The 15,708-nt window shown below is 38.4% G+C and carries 15 protein-coding genes and 2 riboswitches; of the genes, 10 read left to right on the top strand and 5 right to left on the bottom strand.

The genetic code is table 11. The annotated features are described in order from the left end of the window. Nucleotides 1–139 precede the first annotated feature (139 nt). From BW724_RS19205 to BW724_RS19195, 3 genes are read left to right on the top strand one after another with little or no spacing between them, the layout of a single operon-like run. Entirely contained in the window at nucleotides 140–1,480 is a 1,341-nt protein-coding gene (locus tag BW724_RS19205) for an SPFH domain-containing protein (protein ID WP_088076740.1), read from the top strand. Between the two features lie 4 nt (nucleotides 1,481–1,484). After that, the gene (locus tag BW724_RS19200) at nucleotides 1,485–2,228 is read left to right on the top strand and encodes a hypothetical protein (protein WP_088076739.1); all 744 of its coding nucleotides are present in this window, start codon (nucleotides 1,485–1,487) and stop codon (nucleotides 2,226–2,228) included. A gap of 49 nt (nucleotides 2,229–2,277) precedes the next feature. Next, nucleotides 2,278–2,943 (top strand): hypothetical protein, encoded by a 666-nt coding sequence (locus BW724_RS19195; RefSeq protein ID WP_088076738.1) that lies wholly within the window; start codon nucleotides 2,278–2,280, stop codon nucleotides 2,941–2,943. A 140-nt stretch (nucleotides 2,944–3,083) separates the two neighbouring features. Here the strand turns inward: BW724_RS19195 and BW724_RS19190 are convergent, their stop codons facing one another. Continuing rightward, complete coding sequence (locus BW724_RS19190; protein ID WP_088076737.1) at nucleotides 3,084–3,830, bottom strand: creatininase family protein; 747 nt, start codon at nucleotides 3,828–3,830, stop codon at nucleotides 3,084–3,086. 322 nt (nucleotides 3,831–4,152) lie between these two features. Then, nucleotides 4,153–4,236, top strand: a riboswitch (cyclic di-GMP riboswitch). Between the two features lie 203 nt (nucleotides 4,237–4,439). Here BW724_RS19190 and BW724_RS19185 point away from each other — a divergent pair. Next, nucleotides 4,440–4,637 carry a hypothetical protein gene (locus tag BW724_RS19185; RefSeq protein WP_088076736.1) on the top strand — a complete coding sequence of 66 codons (198 nt, stop codon included), beginning with the start codon at nucleotides 4,440–4,442 and terminating at the stop codon, nucleotides 4,635–4,637. Between the two features lie 103 nt (nucleotides 4,638–4,740). On the opposite strand, the gene BW724_RS19180 is transcribed toward BW724_RS19185, so the two are convergent. Next, nucleotides 4,741–6,390: an FAD-dependent oxidoreductase gene (locus BW724_RS19180; RefSeq protein ID WP_176371475.1), complete on the bottom strand. Its 1,650-nt coding sequence runs from the start codon at nucleotides 6,388–6,390 to the stop codon at nucleotides 4,741–4,743. A 278-nt stretch (nucleotides 6,391–6,668) separates the two neighbouring features. Here BW724_RS19180 and BW724_RS19175 point away from each other — a divergent pair, with 278 nt between their 5' ends. Then, the gene (locus BW724_RS19175; protein WP_088076734.1) at nucleotides 6,669–7,229 is read left to right on the top strand and encodes a TetR-like C-terminal domain-containing protein; all 561 of its coding nucleotides are present in this window, start codon (nucleotides 6,669–6,671) and stop codon (nucleotides 7,227–7,229) included. Between the two features lie 146 nt (nucleotides 7,230–7,375). Here BW724_RS19175 and BW724_RS19170 read toward each other — a convergent pair whose 3' ends face one another. Beyond that, nucleotides 7,376–7,918: a hypothetical protein gene (locus tag BW724_RS19170; protein ID WP_088076733.1), complete on the bottom strand. Its 543-nt coding sequence runs from the start codon at nucleotides 7,916–7,918 to the stop codon at nucleotides 7,376–7,378. A gap of 153 nt (nucleotides 7,919–8,071) precedes the next feature. On the opposite strand from BW724_RS19170, the gene BW724_RS19165 reads away from it, so the two are divergent. Further along, the gene (locus tag BW724_RS19165; RefSeq protein ID WP_088076732.1) at nucleotides 8,072–8,611 is read left to right on the top strand and encodes a 2'-5' RNA ligase family protein; all 540 of its coding nucleotides are present in this window, start codon (nucleotides 8,072–8,074) and stop codon (nucleotides 8,609–8,611) included. Nucleotides 8,612–8,960: 349 nt separating this feature from the next. Here the strand turns inward: BW724_RS19165 and BW724_RS19160 are convergent, their stop codons facing one another. After that, nucleotides 8,961–10,109: an IS91 family transposase gene (locus BW724_RS19160; protein ID WP_088076731.1), complete on the bottom strand. Its 1,149-nt coding sequence runs from the start codon at nucleotides 10,107–10,109 to the stop codon at nucleotides 8,961–8,963. A gap of 1 nt (nucleotide 10,110) precedes the next feature. Continuing rightward, a complete protein-coding gene (locus BW724_RS19155; RefSeq protein WP_088076730.1) occupies nucleotides 10,111–10,974 on the bottom strand; it encodes a tyrosine-type recombinase/integrase in 864 nt (287 codons plus the stop codon). A gap of 504 nt (nucleotides 10,975–11,478) precedes the next feature. On the opposite strand from BW724_RS19155, the gene BW724_RS19145 reads away from it, so the two are divergent. From BW724_RS19145 to BW724_RS19130, 4 genes are all read left to right on the top strand, one after another. Beyond that, nucleotides 11,479–12,018, top strand: coding sequence for a histidine phosphatase family protein (locus BW724_RS19145; RefSeq protein WP_088076728.1), 540 nt, complete (start codon nucleotides 11,479–11,481; stop codon nucleotides 12,016–12,018). A gap of 162 nt (nucleotides 12,019–12,180) precedes the next feature. Beyond that, the gene (locus BW724_RS19140) at nucleotides 12,181–12,684 is read left to right on the top strand and encodes a DNA topology modulation protein (protein WP_088078071.1); all 504 of its coding nucleotides are present in this window, start codon (nucleotides 12,181–12,183) and stop codon (nucleotides 12,682–12,684) included. Between the two features lie 142 nt (nucleotides 12,685–12,826). Further along, a riboswitch (M-box (ykoK) riboswitch) is annotated at nucleotides 12,827–12,992 on the top strand. Between the two features lie 402 nt (nucleotides 12,993–13,394). Beyond that, nucleotides 13,395–14,762, top strand: a complete 1,368-nt coding sequence (gene mgtE, locus BW724_RS19135; RefSeq protein ID WP_088076727.1) for a magnesium transporter — start codon at nucleotides 13,395–13,397, stop codon at nucleotides 14,760–14,762. A gap of 213 nt (nucleotides 14,763–14,975) precedes the next feature. Further along, nucleotides 14,976–15,689 carry an MgtC/SapB family protein gene (locus BW724_RS19130; protein ID WP_088076726.1) on the top strand — a complete coding sequence of 238 codons (714 nt, stop codon included), beginning with the start codon at nucleotides 14,976–14,978 and terminating at the stop codon, nucleotides 15,687–15,689. Nucleotides 15,690–15,708: the final 19 nt, after the last annotated feature.

Here is a 15,708-nt window from a genome sequence, read left to right as displayed (position 1 = left end):
TAGTTAATTAGTGATAGTGAAAAAGACTCATATTTAATGGTTGTGAATGCCGCGGTACATAGAAACAAAACTCTATTTTTCACAAGTAATAGGAAGCAATGTAGATTGTTAAAATGATAGAAAGGAGTGACTAATAGGTATGGCAGTTGTTGAAGTAATTAAATACGATGGTAGGGACGACGTCTATGCATGGAAATACCCTTCCTCAGAGCTCGGAAATTGGACACAACTAATTGTAAATGAATCACAGGAAGCTATATTATTCCGTGGAGGGCAGGCTTTAGATTTATTTACTGCAGGTCGTCATACACTTAGTACAGAGAATATACCTCTACTAAACAAACTAGTTAATCTACCTTTTGGAGGTAGGTCCCCTTTTGCTGCCGAGGTGTGGTATGTAAATAAGAAACATTCGATAGATATTAAATGGGGAACGAGTCAACCAATTCAGTTACAGGACCCTAAATATAAAATATTTGTCCCAGTCCGTTCCTTTGGACAATTTGGGATACAGATCGTTGATTCACGAAAGTTTTTAATTAAACTTGTTGGTACGATGAATACGTTAGATAGGAAAACATTAACGGAGTATTTCAGGGGTCTGTTAATGACAAAGATTAAGGATCTGATTTCCTCTTATCTAGTACATAAAAACATAAGTATTTTAGATATTAATGCCTACATTTCTGAGATTTCAGACCATCTCACTGAAAAGCTGAAACCGCAATTTGAGATTTATGGAATAGATGTCCTTAATTTTTATGTAAACTCTATTAATATTCCAGAAGAGGACGAAGCAGTTGGGCGATTAAAGTCTGCATTAGCAAGGCGGGCAGAGATGGATATTGTTGGTTATAACTATCAGCAGGAACGTTCCTTTGATACCCTTGAGCATGCTGCTAAAAATGAAGGTGGTAATCAAGCAGGTATGATGGGGGCAGGAATTGGATTAGGTATGGGAGTAGGAGTCGGCGGTGCCTTCGGTAATTCCATGGCAGGTATAACAGGGAATATGCAGACTTCGAATGAAAAGGCATGTCCAAAGTGCCAGGCTGCCAATCCTGAGAATGTAAGATTTTGTGGTTCCTGTGGTAACGACTTTCATCAGCAGGTGCAGGTGGAAAACAATAAAGTAGTAGAGGAAGAGGGAGCTGTGGCGGACGTGCCTCAAGAAGCTACCTGTGTGAAATGTGATTCTACTATTCAAAAAGGCTTTAAGTTTTGTTCGAAATGTGGAGATCCTTATCACCCTTGTGAAAATTGTGGAGAAGACAATGAAGTGGATAGTACATCTTGTAGGCGTTGTGGAATCAAGTTTCCAAAGGCTTGCTCACAATGTGGGACCTCCGTTCATGATGGGATGAAGTTTTGCCCAGAATGCGGGAATTCCATGGTTTTAAAGTGTGGAAGTTGTCAACATGTTCTTGAGCCGGGACAAAAGTTTTGCCCAGAATGTGGTAGTTCACAAATAGGAGGGTGATAGAATGGGACAATTTCGATTCTTTACGTCAATATCCTTTGCTTTATTTCATGTCGTTGCACTTATAACGCTAATCATTTTATTTAATCTCATTGGTGTAGATTTTAGTGGAACATACTTTTGGACTTCTGTTTTAGCAATAATCATTGCCATTGCTCTTACAATCGGTATCGTTATGATGCAAATGAAGGAAAGAAAAGTGGGTTCACAGGCCAAATATCCTGTAATGATGAACACTTCCACTACAATCATTCTTTATGACCTTGTCGTCTTAGGACTTGTTGTCATTGGTTCACTCCTTTCAACGACAGTGTACGTTTCCTTTCACATCATTGCACTTATATTTTTCTTCTTTGGATTAACTGTGGTTGGAGGGTTTTCTCAATTTGTTAATAAAAGAGATCGCAGTGTAGGAAGGCAAGTAGACCGACTGAAGCAACTTCAAGTCCACATTCAATATGTGAAAATGGAGCTTCAAGGGTTTGAAGGAGAAGCTGGAGTAAAGGTACTAATGAATAAATTAAATTCTTTAGAGGAAGATGTTCGATATAGTGACCCGATCTCTCACGAAGCTGTACTTGCTGTGGAGGATTCCATAGAGGAAATGTTCTTGGATTTAAAGGAACGTGTACGCGGGATCATCAGTGAAGGTATCGAAGCAGAAGCAATTGAGGAATTAACTAAGAATGTAGATCGGATCCGACATACGATCAACTTTCGAAATCAGGAGCTTCGACTGATTAAGTAGACTTGATTCATGTTTTTCATAAAAATGAAGTGGGGTGTGGAGGATGAAGGTGCCATTTTATTTACAATGGTGGGCAATTATTATTGGATTTATCGTGTTTTGGCCAGTTGGAATTGGATTATTAATCTGGCGAATTGCAAAATCTAGAAAACTCATGCTTAAAGCAGGTAATTTAATTCGAATTGTTGGTATTATTATTCTCGTTTTTTATGCATTATTAGCAATAGCTTCAGTAGCCGATCCGGAAGCGGGCTTTGAAGTATTTATTTTTTCTACCATATTCTTTTTCCTACCAGGTTTTATCTTATATCGTTATGGTAAAAAACTGCGTCTGGAAAGTAAGAAGACAAAACAATATATCCAATGGATTATTAATGAACATTTACGGACAGTCGATGAAATTGCACGTCGTGGTCAGTTGAATCCAGCGCAAGTTAGGACTGACATTCATCAATTGATGGAGAAAAACTTTTTACCAAATGCTAGATTAAATCAAGAAACGGATCGAGTGGAGTTCATCATTGATGAAGAGATCAATAATGAGCAGGATCGTGTAGAAAATAGTGTGCAAAATGAAGTTGCAGCAACTACAGAAACAGCATTTACAGCACCTAAGCCGAGGTCCGTATCATGTTCTGGTTGTGGTGCTAACAATATGGTTGTTGGTGACAGTGGAGAATGTGAATACTGTGGTACGGCTTTGAACACAGCATGACAATGAGGGGGAAACAGAGGGACGGTTCTTGCGTTCACGATTAAGTCGTGAACGTATGAACCGTCCTTTCGTTTGATTATGAAAGCAGCAAGAATGTGCACACCTCAATATTAAGAGGGGAGAGCTAACTTTAGCGGTGTTTATTTTAACCTTTCTTTCAAAATATGTATCATTCTTTTTAGCTGGAGGGAAATGATTTTTTCACCAAGCGCTTTACTAGCATTAGTGCGTGGGTCTTGACCTGCAATGCCGAGCGGCCACTCATGTAGGTCTTGTGGGAGCTTTTCTAACTGAACTAAATCAGGTCTCAGAGCCATCAAGATAGATGTCTCATTCATGGCAGCGTGATCCACCATTAGACCGAGCCCTTCCTCATCTTGCTCACTTCCCCAACAGGCGAAACATTCTAAGTCATATTTTTCCTTCCATTGAGGAATTGTTTTTATAAAGTGGTGTGTAGATGGGCCATGCCCGTGGGCAACCACAATTTTGAACCCTGCCCGTTTGAGTTGCTTTAACGTTGCATCAAGTAGGAGGGTGAAGGTCTCGTCTGGTACCCAATAGGCGCTGCCGTCTAACTGTTCCTTCAGGTGAGGTTGTTTATTCTCCCTGTCTGGATCAATCTCAAAATAGTCCATTCCGTAAAGCTCTTTCCCAGCTATCTCGGTTTTATTATCAGGTCCTAAAAACAATGGTGGTAAAACAATTCCCCCGATTTCCTTGGCAAGCAGTTCAAAGAAACCTTGTGACTGTATGCTATCAGAGCCCAACGGTAAATGTTCTCCATGCCACTCTAGTGTTCCAAGTGGTAGGTAGGCAATTGGTGCTTCACTCAGGCGCTTTCTAAACTCACTAGGGTTTAACTCACTATATAATACCTTGTCCATGTTAGTCCTCCATATTCTTATTTTTATATATTGGTAATGATCTCTACTAGGTTAATTGTACCAAAATTGATGATGGTGGGGGTGTGGCAGAGGGGGCGGAGAACGGGAGGGGCGGGGTGAACGCAGGGACGGTTCTTGCGTTTACGTGGCGTTTTGAGCGCAAAAGGGGCTCTGATGTTCACTGGGTATAATCGACTATTACCTTTATACTGATATTTCAATAATAGGAAGGTTATTGCCAAAAAGTGTCGAAATGTATATACATATGTTTTATGTATTTTGATAGAGAAGTAAGCACAGTCCATACTAAATTCATATGTTTTAGTGATAATAGCAAACTTATTGAAAAATAAGGACGCAAAGCCAGGGGCCTAAAGTTGTAATACTAAGGTAGCCGGTTGCCGAATAAAACTGATATGAGATGAATATCTGTTTTTTTGGTATTCATCTTTTATTATTAATGGGATGAATATCTATAGCCCTTAAATTTATATAAGTAGTCTATTATAAAAGCAAATAAATCATAAAAAAGAGAAAGGAGTTTAATAGGTATCAAGGGATATCAATGCTTAAAAGTAAGTTATCTTCATGATTGGAAGGAGAGATAAAATGTATAAAGGTAGTCCTAACCTTAAAAATATCTTGAATTTATCAGAACAGTCATTTGAGGAACTAAAAGAGCGTTATGGAGTATTAGTTGAGGATTTATCATTCGCCAGAAATGCTTTTGAATTTGAAAAAGCCTCAGATATTAAAATGGAAATGATCTACATTATAGAGGAATTGAAGAGTAGAAAAGATAGTTAGGAAAGAGTTCACAGAAAGTTCGGGGACCTGGTCCCACACAATTTTATGAACAGACACAAAAAGTTCGGGGACCTGGTCCCCGAACTTGGGTCCCCGAACTTTACTAGAATAGCTCTTCTTTTATATGATTCGCTGAGATATACCCGAATACGGTTGTTCCACCGATCGCTGATCCTGGACCAGGATAAACACGTCCCATCACTGAGGCGGAGCAGTTTCCAGTTGCATATAGTCCTTCAATTGGTTGGCCATTCTTCAATGCCTGACCATTTTCATTTGCAACGATACCGCCTTTTGTTCCTAAGTCACCAGGGTAAATTTTACACGCATAGAAAGGTCCATTTTCAATGGTTCCTAGATTCGGATATTCATAAGTAGGATCCCCGTAGTATCGGTCGTATGCGGATTTCCCACGTCCAAAGTCCTCATCTACACCGGCTTCCACAAATCCGTTAAACCTAGTAATCGTTCCCTTTAATTGCTCAACAGGAATCTCACATTTTTCCGCAAGCTCCTCAATAGTATCGGCCTTAATTAAAAATCCACTGTCGATTGCTTCCTGTGGCGTTCGTTTCGGTAGCATATCACCGAATAAATACCTGTTTCGATGCCTGCTTTCCATGATCATCCACGAGTGAATACCTTTACCTGTCTTTTCCTGACGCTCCAAGATAGCGTGACCTGCATCAGTATAGGATTCAGATTCATTGAAATATCGTTCGCCATCTTGATCAACAATGATGGAGTGGGGCATGGAGCGCTCATATACTAAAAATTTCTGTCGCCCATTCCCATCTACTGTTGCTGGCCCCCACCAGGCGTCGTCCAACAATGCAGTATCGAGTTCGTACTTTTCTGCGATTTTGAGAATATCACCTGTATTTTCCGTGCGAGAGGAGGACCAATCCCCATTAATGTTATGATATTTTTTGCGGAGTTCTGGATTTCTTTCAAATCCACCGCTGGCTAAAACAACGGCCTTACACTTGATGTAATAAGGTTTTCCGTCCTTTTCAGCTTGAACGCCAACGATTTTTTCCCCATTATCGTCCATCATTAAGTCCTTTAAAGGAGTTTCCAATTGAATTGGTATGTTTAAGTCCAAGGCAATTCGCATGAATCGGGCAATGAGACCACCACCAATGGAGATGGCGTGGCGCCCAAGAACTTTGTGTCTCATACCATTCAAGGCCATTCCAACAAGTGTCGAGAAGTCCTTCATATTTGTAAAAGCAACTGGAACTGATGATACCTTGCCAGAGTATAGGGGCATTGGTGCCTCCATATCACCAGTTCTCAATTTTTCTTCATAGTCTTCTAACTTCTTTGCATCAAAAATTTCTCCTTCTACCACGCGACCAACTTTTCCGCCAGGTGCCTCAGGGTAGTAGTCAGGATATTTCGTTCCTGGTACCCATTTCATACCTAAATCTTCTAGAAATTTCACCATTTTATGCCCATTTTTCACGTAAGCAGCTTTTCTTTCGTACGTGGAGGCTGGCCCTTTATCCTCAATGACAGCTTCCATATAAGTAAGGCCTTCTTCTTCACTATCCTTAACACCTGCTTTTTTCGACACGTGGTTATTCGGCACCCAAATGCCGCCTCCTGATAATGCTGTGGCTCCTCCGTACTCCTTTGTTTTCTCAATAATGACAGGCTTTAATCCATGGTGAGCGGCCGTGATCGCTGCCACAAGTCCACCACCGCCACTACCAACAACTACAACATCAAATTCTTCGTTCCATTTCATCATTAATCCCTCCTAATAGTCAATCTTCAACTTATTTCCTGGGAAAAAATGCAGAATTCTAGTAGTCTTGTTGTATAAAATACTAAGTTTGGTAGAATATATGGGTAATAAGTTAGTTTTATTATACAAATGTATAATAAAACTGTCTGTGTTTTTTCTATGACTGTTTGATGAAAATTATATATATGACTTTTCTGTGTCACGAGGGGTTTAATTCATAGTTGTGTGCTACGCTATGTTATACTGCTCGGCGTGTTTGATAAGGAGGAGGCGGGTTAATGAATGAGATGGATTTACGAGTTATCAAAACAAAGCAAAGTTTGGAAAAAGCATTGTTTGACTTACTGAAACATAAGCCTCTTGAACAAATTACGGTAACTGAGCTTTGTGAACAATCGGGAATCACTCGAAAAACGTTTTACTTGCACTATGAAAATGTGCCGAATTATTTTGAGGAGTTCATTGCGCAGCTGCTAGATCAATTGGAGGAATCATTGCAAAAAACGACGAACCTTCACTTTCAATCTGATCAACAATTAGAGCCGCAAATGATCTATGTATTTGAGCACGTCTATAAAAATAGAGAAGTCTATCAATTTATATTTAACAGTAATTCGCACTTTGTGTACTATGAAATGTTTTTCAAGAGAATTAAATCCTTGTTTAAGAATTCAATAGAGATGGTAGAGGGGAGTAGGAAAGATGATAGTGGAGATTTTGAATTCGTAGTTGCATATCACACAAATGCCATATTAGGTGTTATTTATGAATGGTATTTGGGTGGATTCGAAAAATCCGTAGATGAAATGAATCATCTCCTCCTGAAAATTATCAAGTGAGTGTGTGCCCGGGGGAGTGAACAGGGGGACGGTTCTTGCGTTTACGAATTGTTATTTATAAGAATGAAGGTTAATGTGGTTCAATTTGTGGTCAAGGGTCAAGTTAGGAACCACTGACCGTGTGAACGCAAGAACCGTCCCTGCGTTTACTCTAGGCAAAGTCTTTCGTAGCAATGTTTTGTCATTTCTTTGATTCGCTCTGAATCGTAGGTAAGTTTTATAAACATGAGGTCGTGTGTCAACCCTAATTGTTGACCATTTTCTAAATGAAAAACTAGGACGGCATCATACTCCAGATGTTCTTCATCATTGACCATTTTTTTGGAATAAACAGAGATTTTTTTTATTACTGACCAAATATTTATTGTGGAAAAAGGCCCTGCCAACGCTTTGTCGCTTAACTCTTCGTCATAGTGATAACTGATATTTTCTGGTTCAGCTGCTTCCTTTACATCTAATCTCCAATAATCTTCATCTGCATCGCTTTCCCTATAATCATTGGTAATGTTAACAAACGATTTTTTCAATAACCTATTAAACGAAAAGGAAATAGACCAATAGAGTGTATATGTATGGCTACCCATTTTCGTTGATAGTGTGGGGCTTAATACGCCATGTAGCTCCAGCCCGATGATCCCCTTTAAAACGCGAATATCTTTCTCTCCCAATCGTTCTTTAATCTTTTTCATAAAAACCACTCCCCAGCTAATGTCACACGTTCGTTTCTTTACTAATAATATACCATTTTGTTGTCGTAAACGAAGGGACGGTTCTTGCGTTCGTATTTATTGAATTTTCTGTTAAAATAAGTAGCAGTACTCTGTTTGATAGGGGTTGATGAATTGATAGAAAAGTATTTCATAGGAATTGTACCGCCAAAAGAAGTGTTGATTCGTATTGAGCAGTTTCAAAGAAGATGGGTGAGTGAGTTAAAGGTAGAACCACATATCACATTGAAAGCGCAAGGGGGATTAACACCAGATAAGTTTTGGATAAGTAAAGTTAAAGAGGTATGCGGCAATTTCAAAAGTTTTCAAGTGTCGCTAGGTGAACCAAGTTTTTTTGGTGATAATATTTTATATTTGAGTATTAATGATTCTAGGTTACTACATGATTTACATCACAAAATTGTCCAAACCATCGCGCCATCGGGAAACTTGATTAAACAGTATTTTGAAATGGAGGCGTATGTCCCACATTTAACAATCGGAAAAGCTATGCAGGGAGGACTCACGCCCACTTCCCTTAAAATGATGGAAGAAAAAGCAAAGAAGGATTTAACACCTTACCCCAGTTTTGTGGTGGATTTTCTTAGAGTATACAAGCTCGATGTGGATAAGGACGGTTATGAAAAATTGTTAGACATACCTTTACATAAATAACTAGTACAGGCTACTACTTTTGTGAACAGCGGGACGGTTCTTAAAGGGGTCAATCGGAAGTTTTGCGCGAAAGAAAGCACAGCTAGTAATTTAAACTACTAGTTGTGCTTTGATCTGTTTATGTAAATCATCATATCCGCAAAATTTTTGATTGCCCCAGAAGAATGAAGTCGCGATACTCCGCACCAGCTCCCTTGGGGATTCAATCTTTTGAACTTGACCTTGATTTTTGATTTTTTTCCTAATAAAAGCTATAGCTGGGTAATTTGAATGGTGTTTTGTTAAATTTGAACATAACTCCCCCCTCCCCACTTAAGGGGCTTTTTAAATTCTATTCTATTCAGACAGTTTATGAGGTATCTCCTGATAAGCTGGACTTTAAATGAGCCTTTTTGCACTTTGGGCATAAAGTGAGATCTTTTCTAAAAATAATCGATAATACCTCAATATAACTTAAACCTTCAAATATAGATTTATAAATCGGACTGTTTGTTAATGATCTACAAAGTGTTAGTTTTTCTGTTTTTATTCTATTAGCTAATAATCCATAGTACCTGAGTTTCACAAATCCCTTCGGGAGCACATGCATTAAAAACCTTCGCATAAATTCAACGGAAGTCATAGTAACTTGTTTCTTCTTATTACCCTTATAATCTCTGACACGAAATGTCACATTAGCCTTGTCTGCCGATATTAGTCTTTTATTGGAAATGGCAATACGATGTGTGTAACGAGCTAGATATTCCATTACCTCCAGCGGTCCTGCAAAGGGTTTTTTCGTATAACTGTACCAATCTAATGCATAACACGAATCTATTAGTTTCTGAAATTGTTTTGGATCTTTATATTGTGCAGACTCTCCAAAGAAGCTTAAAACTTCCTTCTGATAGTAAAGTTTTAAGTAATAAAGAAATTTCCCTCTGAATTTTTTAGACAGTACCTTAACAGGAATAAAGAATTTTTTACTAGCTTGTTTCCATTGATTCAGTTTGTTTAGTCCACCAGCTAATACAACGGAATGGATATGGGGGTGATAATGTAAGTTTTGCCCCCATGTATGCAACACAGAAAGAAAACCAATCTGCGCGCCTAAATATTTTTCATCTTCCGATAATTCCATTAAAGTTTCAGCTACACATTTAAACATAAGATCATAGAGTAGTTGTTGGTTATGATAGATTATCCTCTTCAATTGTTCAGGCATGGTAAAAACCACATGAAAGTATGGGGCATTTAATATGTCCTTTTTCCTTTGGTCTACCCAGATTTCTTTATTCACTCCTTGGCACATAGGACAGTGCCTATTCCTACAGGAATAGTTACGAACAACCGTATGGTCACAACCATTAGATTCACATGAAAAAGTATAGGTACCTAAAGCTGAGGTTCTACAATTTATAATGCTCTTTACCACTTTTAGTTGGTTAAAAGACGGTTTATATTGTCCTTTAAAATTATGATAGGTGGATTGGAATAAGTTCTGAACAGTAAGTGCCATATTAGGAGTCACCTGGATCCAATGGACTCTTAATCCCCATCAACCCTTTAGATGTCATGTGAAGATATTTAGACGTTGTCTCAAGGTTTTTGTGACCTAACATCTGTTGGATATAAACTAGTTCAACCCCATCTTCTAATGAATGTGTGGAAAAACAATGCCTTAAGGTGTGAGCTGAAATTCTTGAATCCATTCCTAAATTATCTCTTAATTTAATCATTGTGTTTTTTATTGTTTTAACATGGATATGACAATCTTTATTTGAACCAGGAAACAGCCAGTCTTCTCTTGAGTAAGATTTACGTGAGAAGTAGCTTTTGAAGTATTCTCTCAAAGTTTGAAGTGCAAAGTCCGATAGGATAGTGTATCGATCCGTACCGTGTTTAGCACCTTCCACTCGTATCCACATTTTTTTACTAGATATATCTCCAATTTTAAGTTTGACCACTTCACTTACTCGTAATCCGCTTCCATAAATTAAAACTAACATCGCTTTATGTTTTAAATTAGTAGTTGAATGAATAAGGGTCATGACTTCTTCTTTTGACAGAATGATAGGGAGACGGTTTATACGTTTCATTCTAGGTACTTTTCGTGAATTCCATTCTTTCTCTAATACATAAGTATAGAAAAACCTAATAGCCGAAATATAATTATTAATAGTCCCAGGCTTAAGGTGGCGTTCTTTTTTTAGATATAGAATAAATTGTTGGATATGTTCTAAAGTAATTTGTTCAATAGAGAAACCACGCTTCTCGATAAAATCTAAAAATAACTTCATCCGTCTCCAATAGGATTCTCGGGTAGATTCTGGCGAATCTTTTAATTCAAAGTATAAATCTACAACTTCTTTATAATTGTTCATTAGATTACCTCCTTAAAATGAGTAATTTAAAGAAACTCATATCAAGGGAGGTGCTCTTGATTTGTCAAAAATATGTAGATGTTTTTTCTTAATAGTCCATGTTATAATCTTCATTAGAAAAAGTATGCCTTTCTTTTGGGATTATTGTTTTGGTTTGGCGATTAAAACAATACCACAAAAGGAGCATACTTTTTTTGTATTTTTATTGAACAATTTTAGATATGGGTTAGCCATCGCGGAGCGATTTCGTTCTTCTTGCGTTTACGAATTGACTATGAACCTAATAAAAGGTTCTTGTGGTTCAACAGGAGTCATATTAGGATTCAGTGACAGTATGAACGCAAGAACCGTCCCGCTGTTTTTGCATTACATAAATGAACGGGGACAAGACGGTGCAATTACTATTGATGAAATATAGTAAAACTACATATTCGTTCCCTAGATTCGATTCTGTATCACCATTTTTACAAAAAATAGGTTATCTATAAATTTAAGGAGATAGATATGAAAATTGGATTAGTACGGCATTTTGAGGTTCAATTAGGATATCCAAAAGGGAGGGTTAATGCTGAAGGCTTGAGAAATTGGGCAAGTGAATATGATGTATCAGAGGTCATTACTAGAGATGTTCAAATAAGTGATGGGGAGTGGGGAAATTGTTTTTCTAGTGATCTTTATAGGGCGCAAGTCACAGCTGAATCCATCTATCAACGGGAGATTACTTATTTAGAGGATTTAAGGGAGATCCCAGTTGCCCCATGCCTTCCTAGTAAGTGGAAACTCCCTCTTTCATTTCATCTTGTTGCAGGTAGAATTGCTTGGTATGTAAATCATAAGTCACAGCCTGAAACGAGAACGAGTGTCATAAAAAGACTTAACCAGTTTCTTGATCGAGTGATAGAAAACGGGGATAACACCCTTGTCGTTAGTCATGGTGGAATCATTATTTTTTTACGAAGAGAGCTTCTGAGGAGAGGTTTCAAAGGACCGAAAATTTCTCGTCCTGAGAATGGGAAACTGTATGTTTTTGAACGCCAGAAATAGTGAAAGGTGAACAGCGGGACGGTTCTTGCGTTTACGAATTGACTATGAACCTAATAAAAGGTTCTTGTGGTTCAACAGGAGTCATATTAGGAATCAGTGACAGTGTGAACGCAAGAACCGTCCCTTTGTTTTTCATGGAGGACTATAAATGTGAGGTGTAACGTGAAGAGAATAGCGATAATCGGATCAGGTGGGGCTGGAAAGTCTACTTTGGCTAAACAAATTGGGCAGCATCTCGGAATTGAAGTGGTACATCTAGATGCCTTGTATTGGAAACCAGGTTGGGTGGAAACGCCAAGAGATAAGTGGGTAGAAATCCAGCAGGAGTTGCTGAAAAAAGAAGAGTGGATTGTAGATGGAAATTTCGGAAGCACCATGGATTTGCGGATAGAAGCTGCAGACACGATAATTTTTCTAGACTATTCAAAGTGGGTCTGTACATATCGGGTGTTGAAGAGGCAAATCATGTATCGAAAGAAAACAAGACCAGATATGGGTGCTAATTGTCCAGAAAAACTTGATCCCCTTTTCCTTAAGTGGGTGTGGAATTATCCAATTGCAAAACGACCGGAAGTAATGAGAAAACTGGAAGGTATTTCTACAAAAAAGAACGTTATCATTCTCAAATCATCTAGAGAAGCAGAGGACTTCTTGAGAAGCTTGTGAGCGAAGGGACGGTTCTTGCGTTTACAATTGTCAGACAATTGTAAACGCAAGAACCGTCCCCATGTTTATCCCCCATGTTCACCAAAAAAGTGTTGACATTATTTTTTTGCTCCTGTATTGTGTTCAATGTAAATAAATTAAATATAAACCTCGTTAGGTGAGGCTCCTGTGCAGGAGATACGCTGCTGCCCAAAAACGTCCAAAGACGCCAATGGGTCAACAGAAACCATCGACATAAGGTGGTTTTTAACGTAGCTGGTTATAAACCTATGCCGCACAGTGCTAAAGCTCTACGAATGGAGGTAATTGAATGGCATCTCTATGCATTTTTGTGTATTTGTATTTGTGGTGCTGTTAATTTGGATATATATATACCCACCTTCATTCGAGGTGGGTTTTTTATATTTTAAAACGGAGGTGGTAATGGAAAATGGATAGTGACCCCTATTCTAGTTTTTTACAAAAAATGGTGTTCGTAACTAAAAACAATGAGCAAAGAACAAAAAACAATAAGCAAAGAACCAAAAACAATAAGAACAAGAATAGCCATTACCACCACTTAACTGGTATCGGCCAAATCTAATCCTTGTTATATTGTTTGCCTGTAAGTGAGTGGGGTATATGAAAATAATAAGTATAACCTTAATATATTGAGGAATCTTTTATAGTAACTCCATTCGTATACGCAGGTTAAAAAGGAGGCAGTTTGGATGAACAGATTAAATGAAGAATACCGCGAAAATTACTTTGATACAATTTTTAAGTCGCTGAAAAATCAAGATAAAGATCAATTTTTAAAGCATTTTTTAGAGCTACATCCAACGGATCAGGTGGAGTTGTTCCAAGACTTATATAAAGATAAACGGCCAATGTTTTATGAGTATTTATCAGCAGAAGAGTTTTCTGAAATCTTCCAAGGCCTAGAAGTGGAAGAGCAAAAGGAAGTAGTGAAAGAACTAGATAAAGCTTATGCCGCAAAAATGTTTAACTATATGCCTTCGGACGATGCAGCTGACTTTTTAGGAGAAATTAACGAGCCTCACGCGAAAGACATCTTAAATGCGATGGAAAAAGTAGAAGCAGATGAAGTTATTGAGCTCATGTCCTATCCTGAAGAATCAGCTGGGGCGCTCATGACTAAAGAGTTTATTTCCATTAATGCGAAGGCAACCGCTGCCCAAGTGATGGAGCTACTTCGAAAGGAAGGCCCTGAAGCAGAAACCGTATACTACCTTTACGTTGTGGACCCGAAAGACAAGCTAGTGGGCGTTGTTTCCCTTAGGGACTTAATTGTCGCACCGCTAAATGAGACTGTGGAAAACTTAATGAGTAAACAAGTGGTTTCCGTTGAATCTCACACGGACCAAGAAGAGGTCGCACAGCTAATTAAAGACTATGATTTACTAGCTGCTCCAGTTGTGACTACTACAAACGAATTAATCGGTATCGTCACAGTTGATGATATTATGGACGTTTTAGAGGAAGAAGCAACAGAGGATTTTGATGACTTTACAGCGGCCAAAGGGGCAACAGATGTTAACATTACCTCCTTCTCAGCAGCTAGAAAGCGTTCGCCTTGGATTATCATGCTCATGTTTTTCGGACTCATTACTGCAGGTGTGATCGGAACATTTGAAGAAACATTGGAAGAAATCGTGTTATTAGCTGTCTTTATCCCTCTCATTATGGACTCAGCTGGGAATACAGGTACACAGTCTCTTGCTGTAATGGTACGTTCCCTTGCAACAGGATCTTTTGAAAAAAAAGGTCTGATTCATACGATCAAAAGGGAATTTGGAACAGGAGTTATGTTAGGGATTATTTGTGCAATCGTGTTAATGATTCTTATTCCGTTCTTATATGGAAGCTACATTCTTGCCTTTATCGTAGGTGCATCTTTATTTTTAACACTAAGCGTTGCAACAATTATTGGGGCAGTTGTTCCTGTTGCGATTACTAAATTAAAGCTAGACCCAGCCATTGCATCTGGACCATTTATCACAACCGTTAACGATATTTTAGGTTTAATTATTTACTTCTCCATAGCAACAGCTTTACTGGATTATTTACCAAAGTAGGAAACAGAGGGACGGTTCTTGCGTTCACGAATAGCTATGAAACGAAGAGGTGGGAGTGTTATGCACACCATACCATGGCACATGACCAAGTTAGGTTACTTGACCGTGTAAACGCAAGAACCGTCCCCACGTTTACAATGGCACCTTCTTTATTGAGGGTGTCTTTTTTAGAGCAAAGACTTAAGTTAATACTAGCAGTGAGGGGTGATCCAGATGGCATTTGAATTAGAAATTCTCATGAAGTTATCTATTGCTTTGTTTTTCGGCATGTTCATTGGTATTGACCGACAACTAAAGCACAAGCCTTTAGGTTTAAAAACGAGTATGGTGATTTGTGTCGCAAGCTGTCTTGTCACTATTGTTTCTATTCAATCGTTCCAGCTTTTTGCAACGCCAACCTACAATGCGATGGACCCAATGAGGTTAGCGGCACAAATAGTAAGTGGCGTTGGTTTTCTTGGAGCAGGAGTGATATTGAGGCGGAACAATGATGTTATTTCAGGGCTAACTAGTGCTGCGATGATTTGGGCTGCTTCAGGTCTTGGTATTGCTGTAGGTGCTGGTTTTTATTTTGAAGCGTTGGTTGCCGTAGTTTTGCTAATAGTTGCCGTTAACTTTTTACCAGGAGTAATTAAGTCAGTGGGTCCAGCAACGTTAAGGGAACGAGATGTCTCTGTAAAAATTGTTATGGAGCCAAATTTTAAAATGACAGAGTTAATCAAAACGATTGAAAGAAAAGGGCAAGGTCTAAATGAAAACGAAAAAAGTGATATTACGATACGAGATATTAAATTAAGGGATTTAGAGAATGGAAATCAACAGATTGATTTGCGTATCTCTGCTCCTGAAAAGCAATATACAACAGAAATCTACTACCTCATTAAAAAAATTGATTACGTATTAACCGTAGATGTGGAGCATCTATAAGACAGTGAGAAAGGAGGAG

It is taken from the genome of Litchfieldia alkalitelluris, assembly GCF_002153425.1.
GTDB classification, from domain to species: Bacteria; Bacillota; Bacilli; order Bacillales; family Salisediminibacteriaceae; genus Evansella; species Evansella alkalicola.
Note: the sequence above shows the minus strand (reverse complement) of the source record. Positions and strands in the feature narration are given on the sequence as shown.

Coding starts and splice junctions, on each gene's coding strand:
- BW724_RS19205 (WP_088076740.1), top strand. CDS start 140: ATGGCAGTTGTTGAAGTAATTAAATACGATGGTAGGGACGACGTCTAT.
- BW724_RS19200 (WP_088076739.1), top strand. CDS start 1,485: ATGGGACAATTTCGATTCTTTACGTCAATATCCTTTGCTTTATTTCAT.
- BW724_RS19190 (WP_088076737.1), bottom strand. CDS start 3,830: ATGGACAAGGTATTATATAGTGAGTTAAACCCTAGTGAGTTTAGAAAG.
- BW724_RS19185 (WP_088076736.1), top strand. CDS start 4,440: ATGTATAAAGGTAGTCCTAACCTTAAAAATATCTTGAATTTATCAGAA.
- BW724_RS19180 (WP_176371475.1), bottom strand. CDS start 6,390: ATGAAATGGAACGAAGAATTTGATGTTGTAGTTGTTGGTAGTGGCGGT.
- BW724_RS19175 (WP_088076734.1), top strand. CDS start 6,669: ATGAATGAGATGGATTTACGAGTTATCAAAACAAAGCAAAGTTTGGAA.
- BW724_RS19170 (WP_088076733.1), bottom strand. CDS start 7,918: ATGAAAAAGATTAAAGAACGATTGGGAGAGAAAGATATTCGCGTTTTA.
- BW724_RS19160 (WP_088076731.1), bottom strand. CDS start 10,109: ATGGCACTTACTGTTCAGAACTTATTCCAATCCACCTATCATAATTTT.
- BW724_RS19155 (WP_088076730.1), bottom strand. CDS start 10,974: ATGAACAATTATAAAGAAGTTGTAGATTTATACTTTGAATTAAAAGAT.
- BW724_RS19145 (WP_088076728.1), top strand. CDS start 11,479: ATGAAAATTGGATTAGTACGGCATTTTGAGGTTCAATTAGGATATCCA.
- mgtE (WP_088076727.1), top strand. CDS start 13,395: ATGAACAGATTAAATGAAGAATACCGCGAAAATTACTTTGATACAATT.
- BW724_RS19130 (WP_088076726.1), top strand. CDS start 14,976: ATGGCATTTGAATTAGAAATTCTCATGAAGTTATCTATTGCTTTGTTT.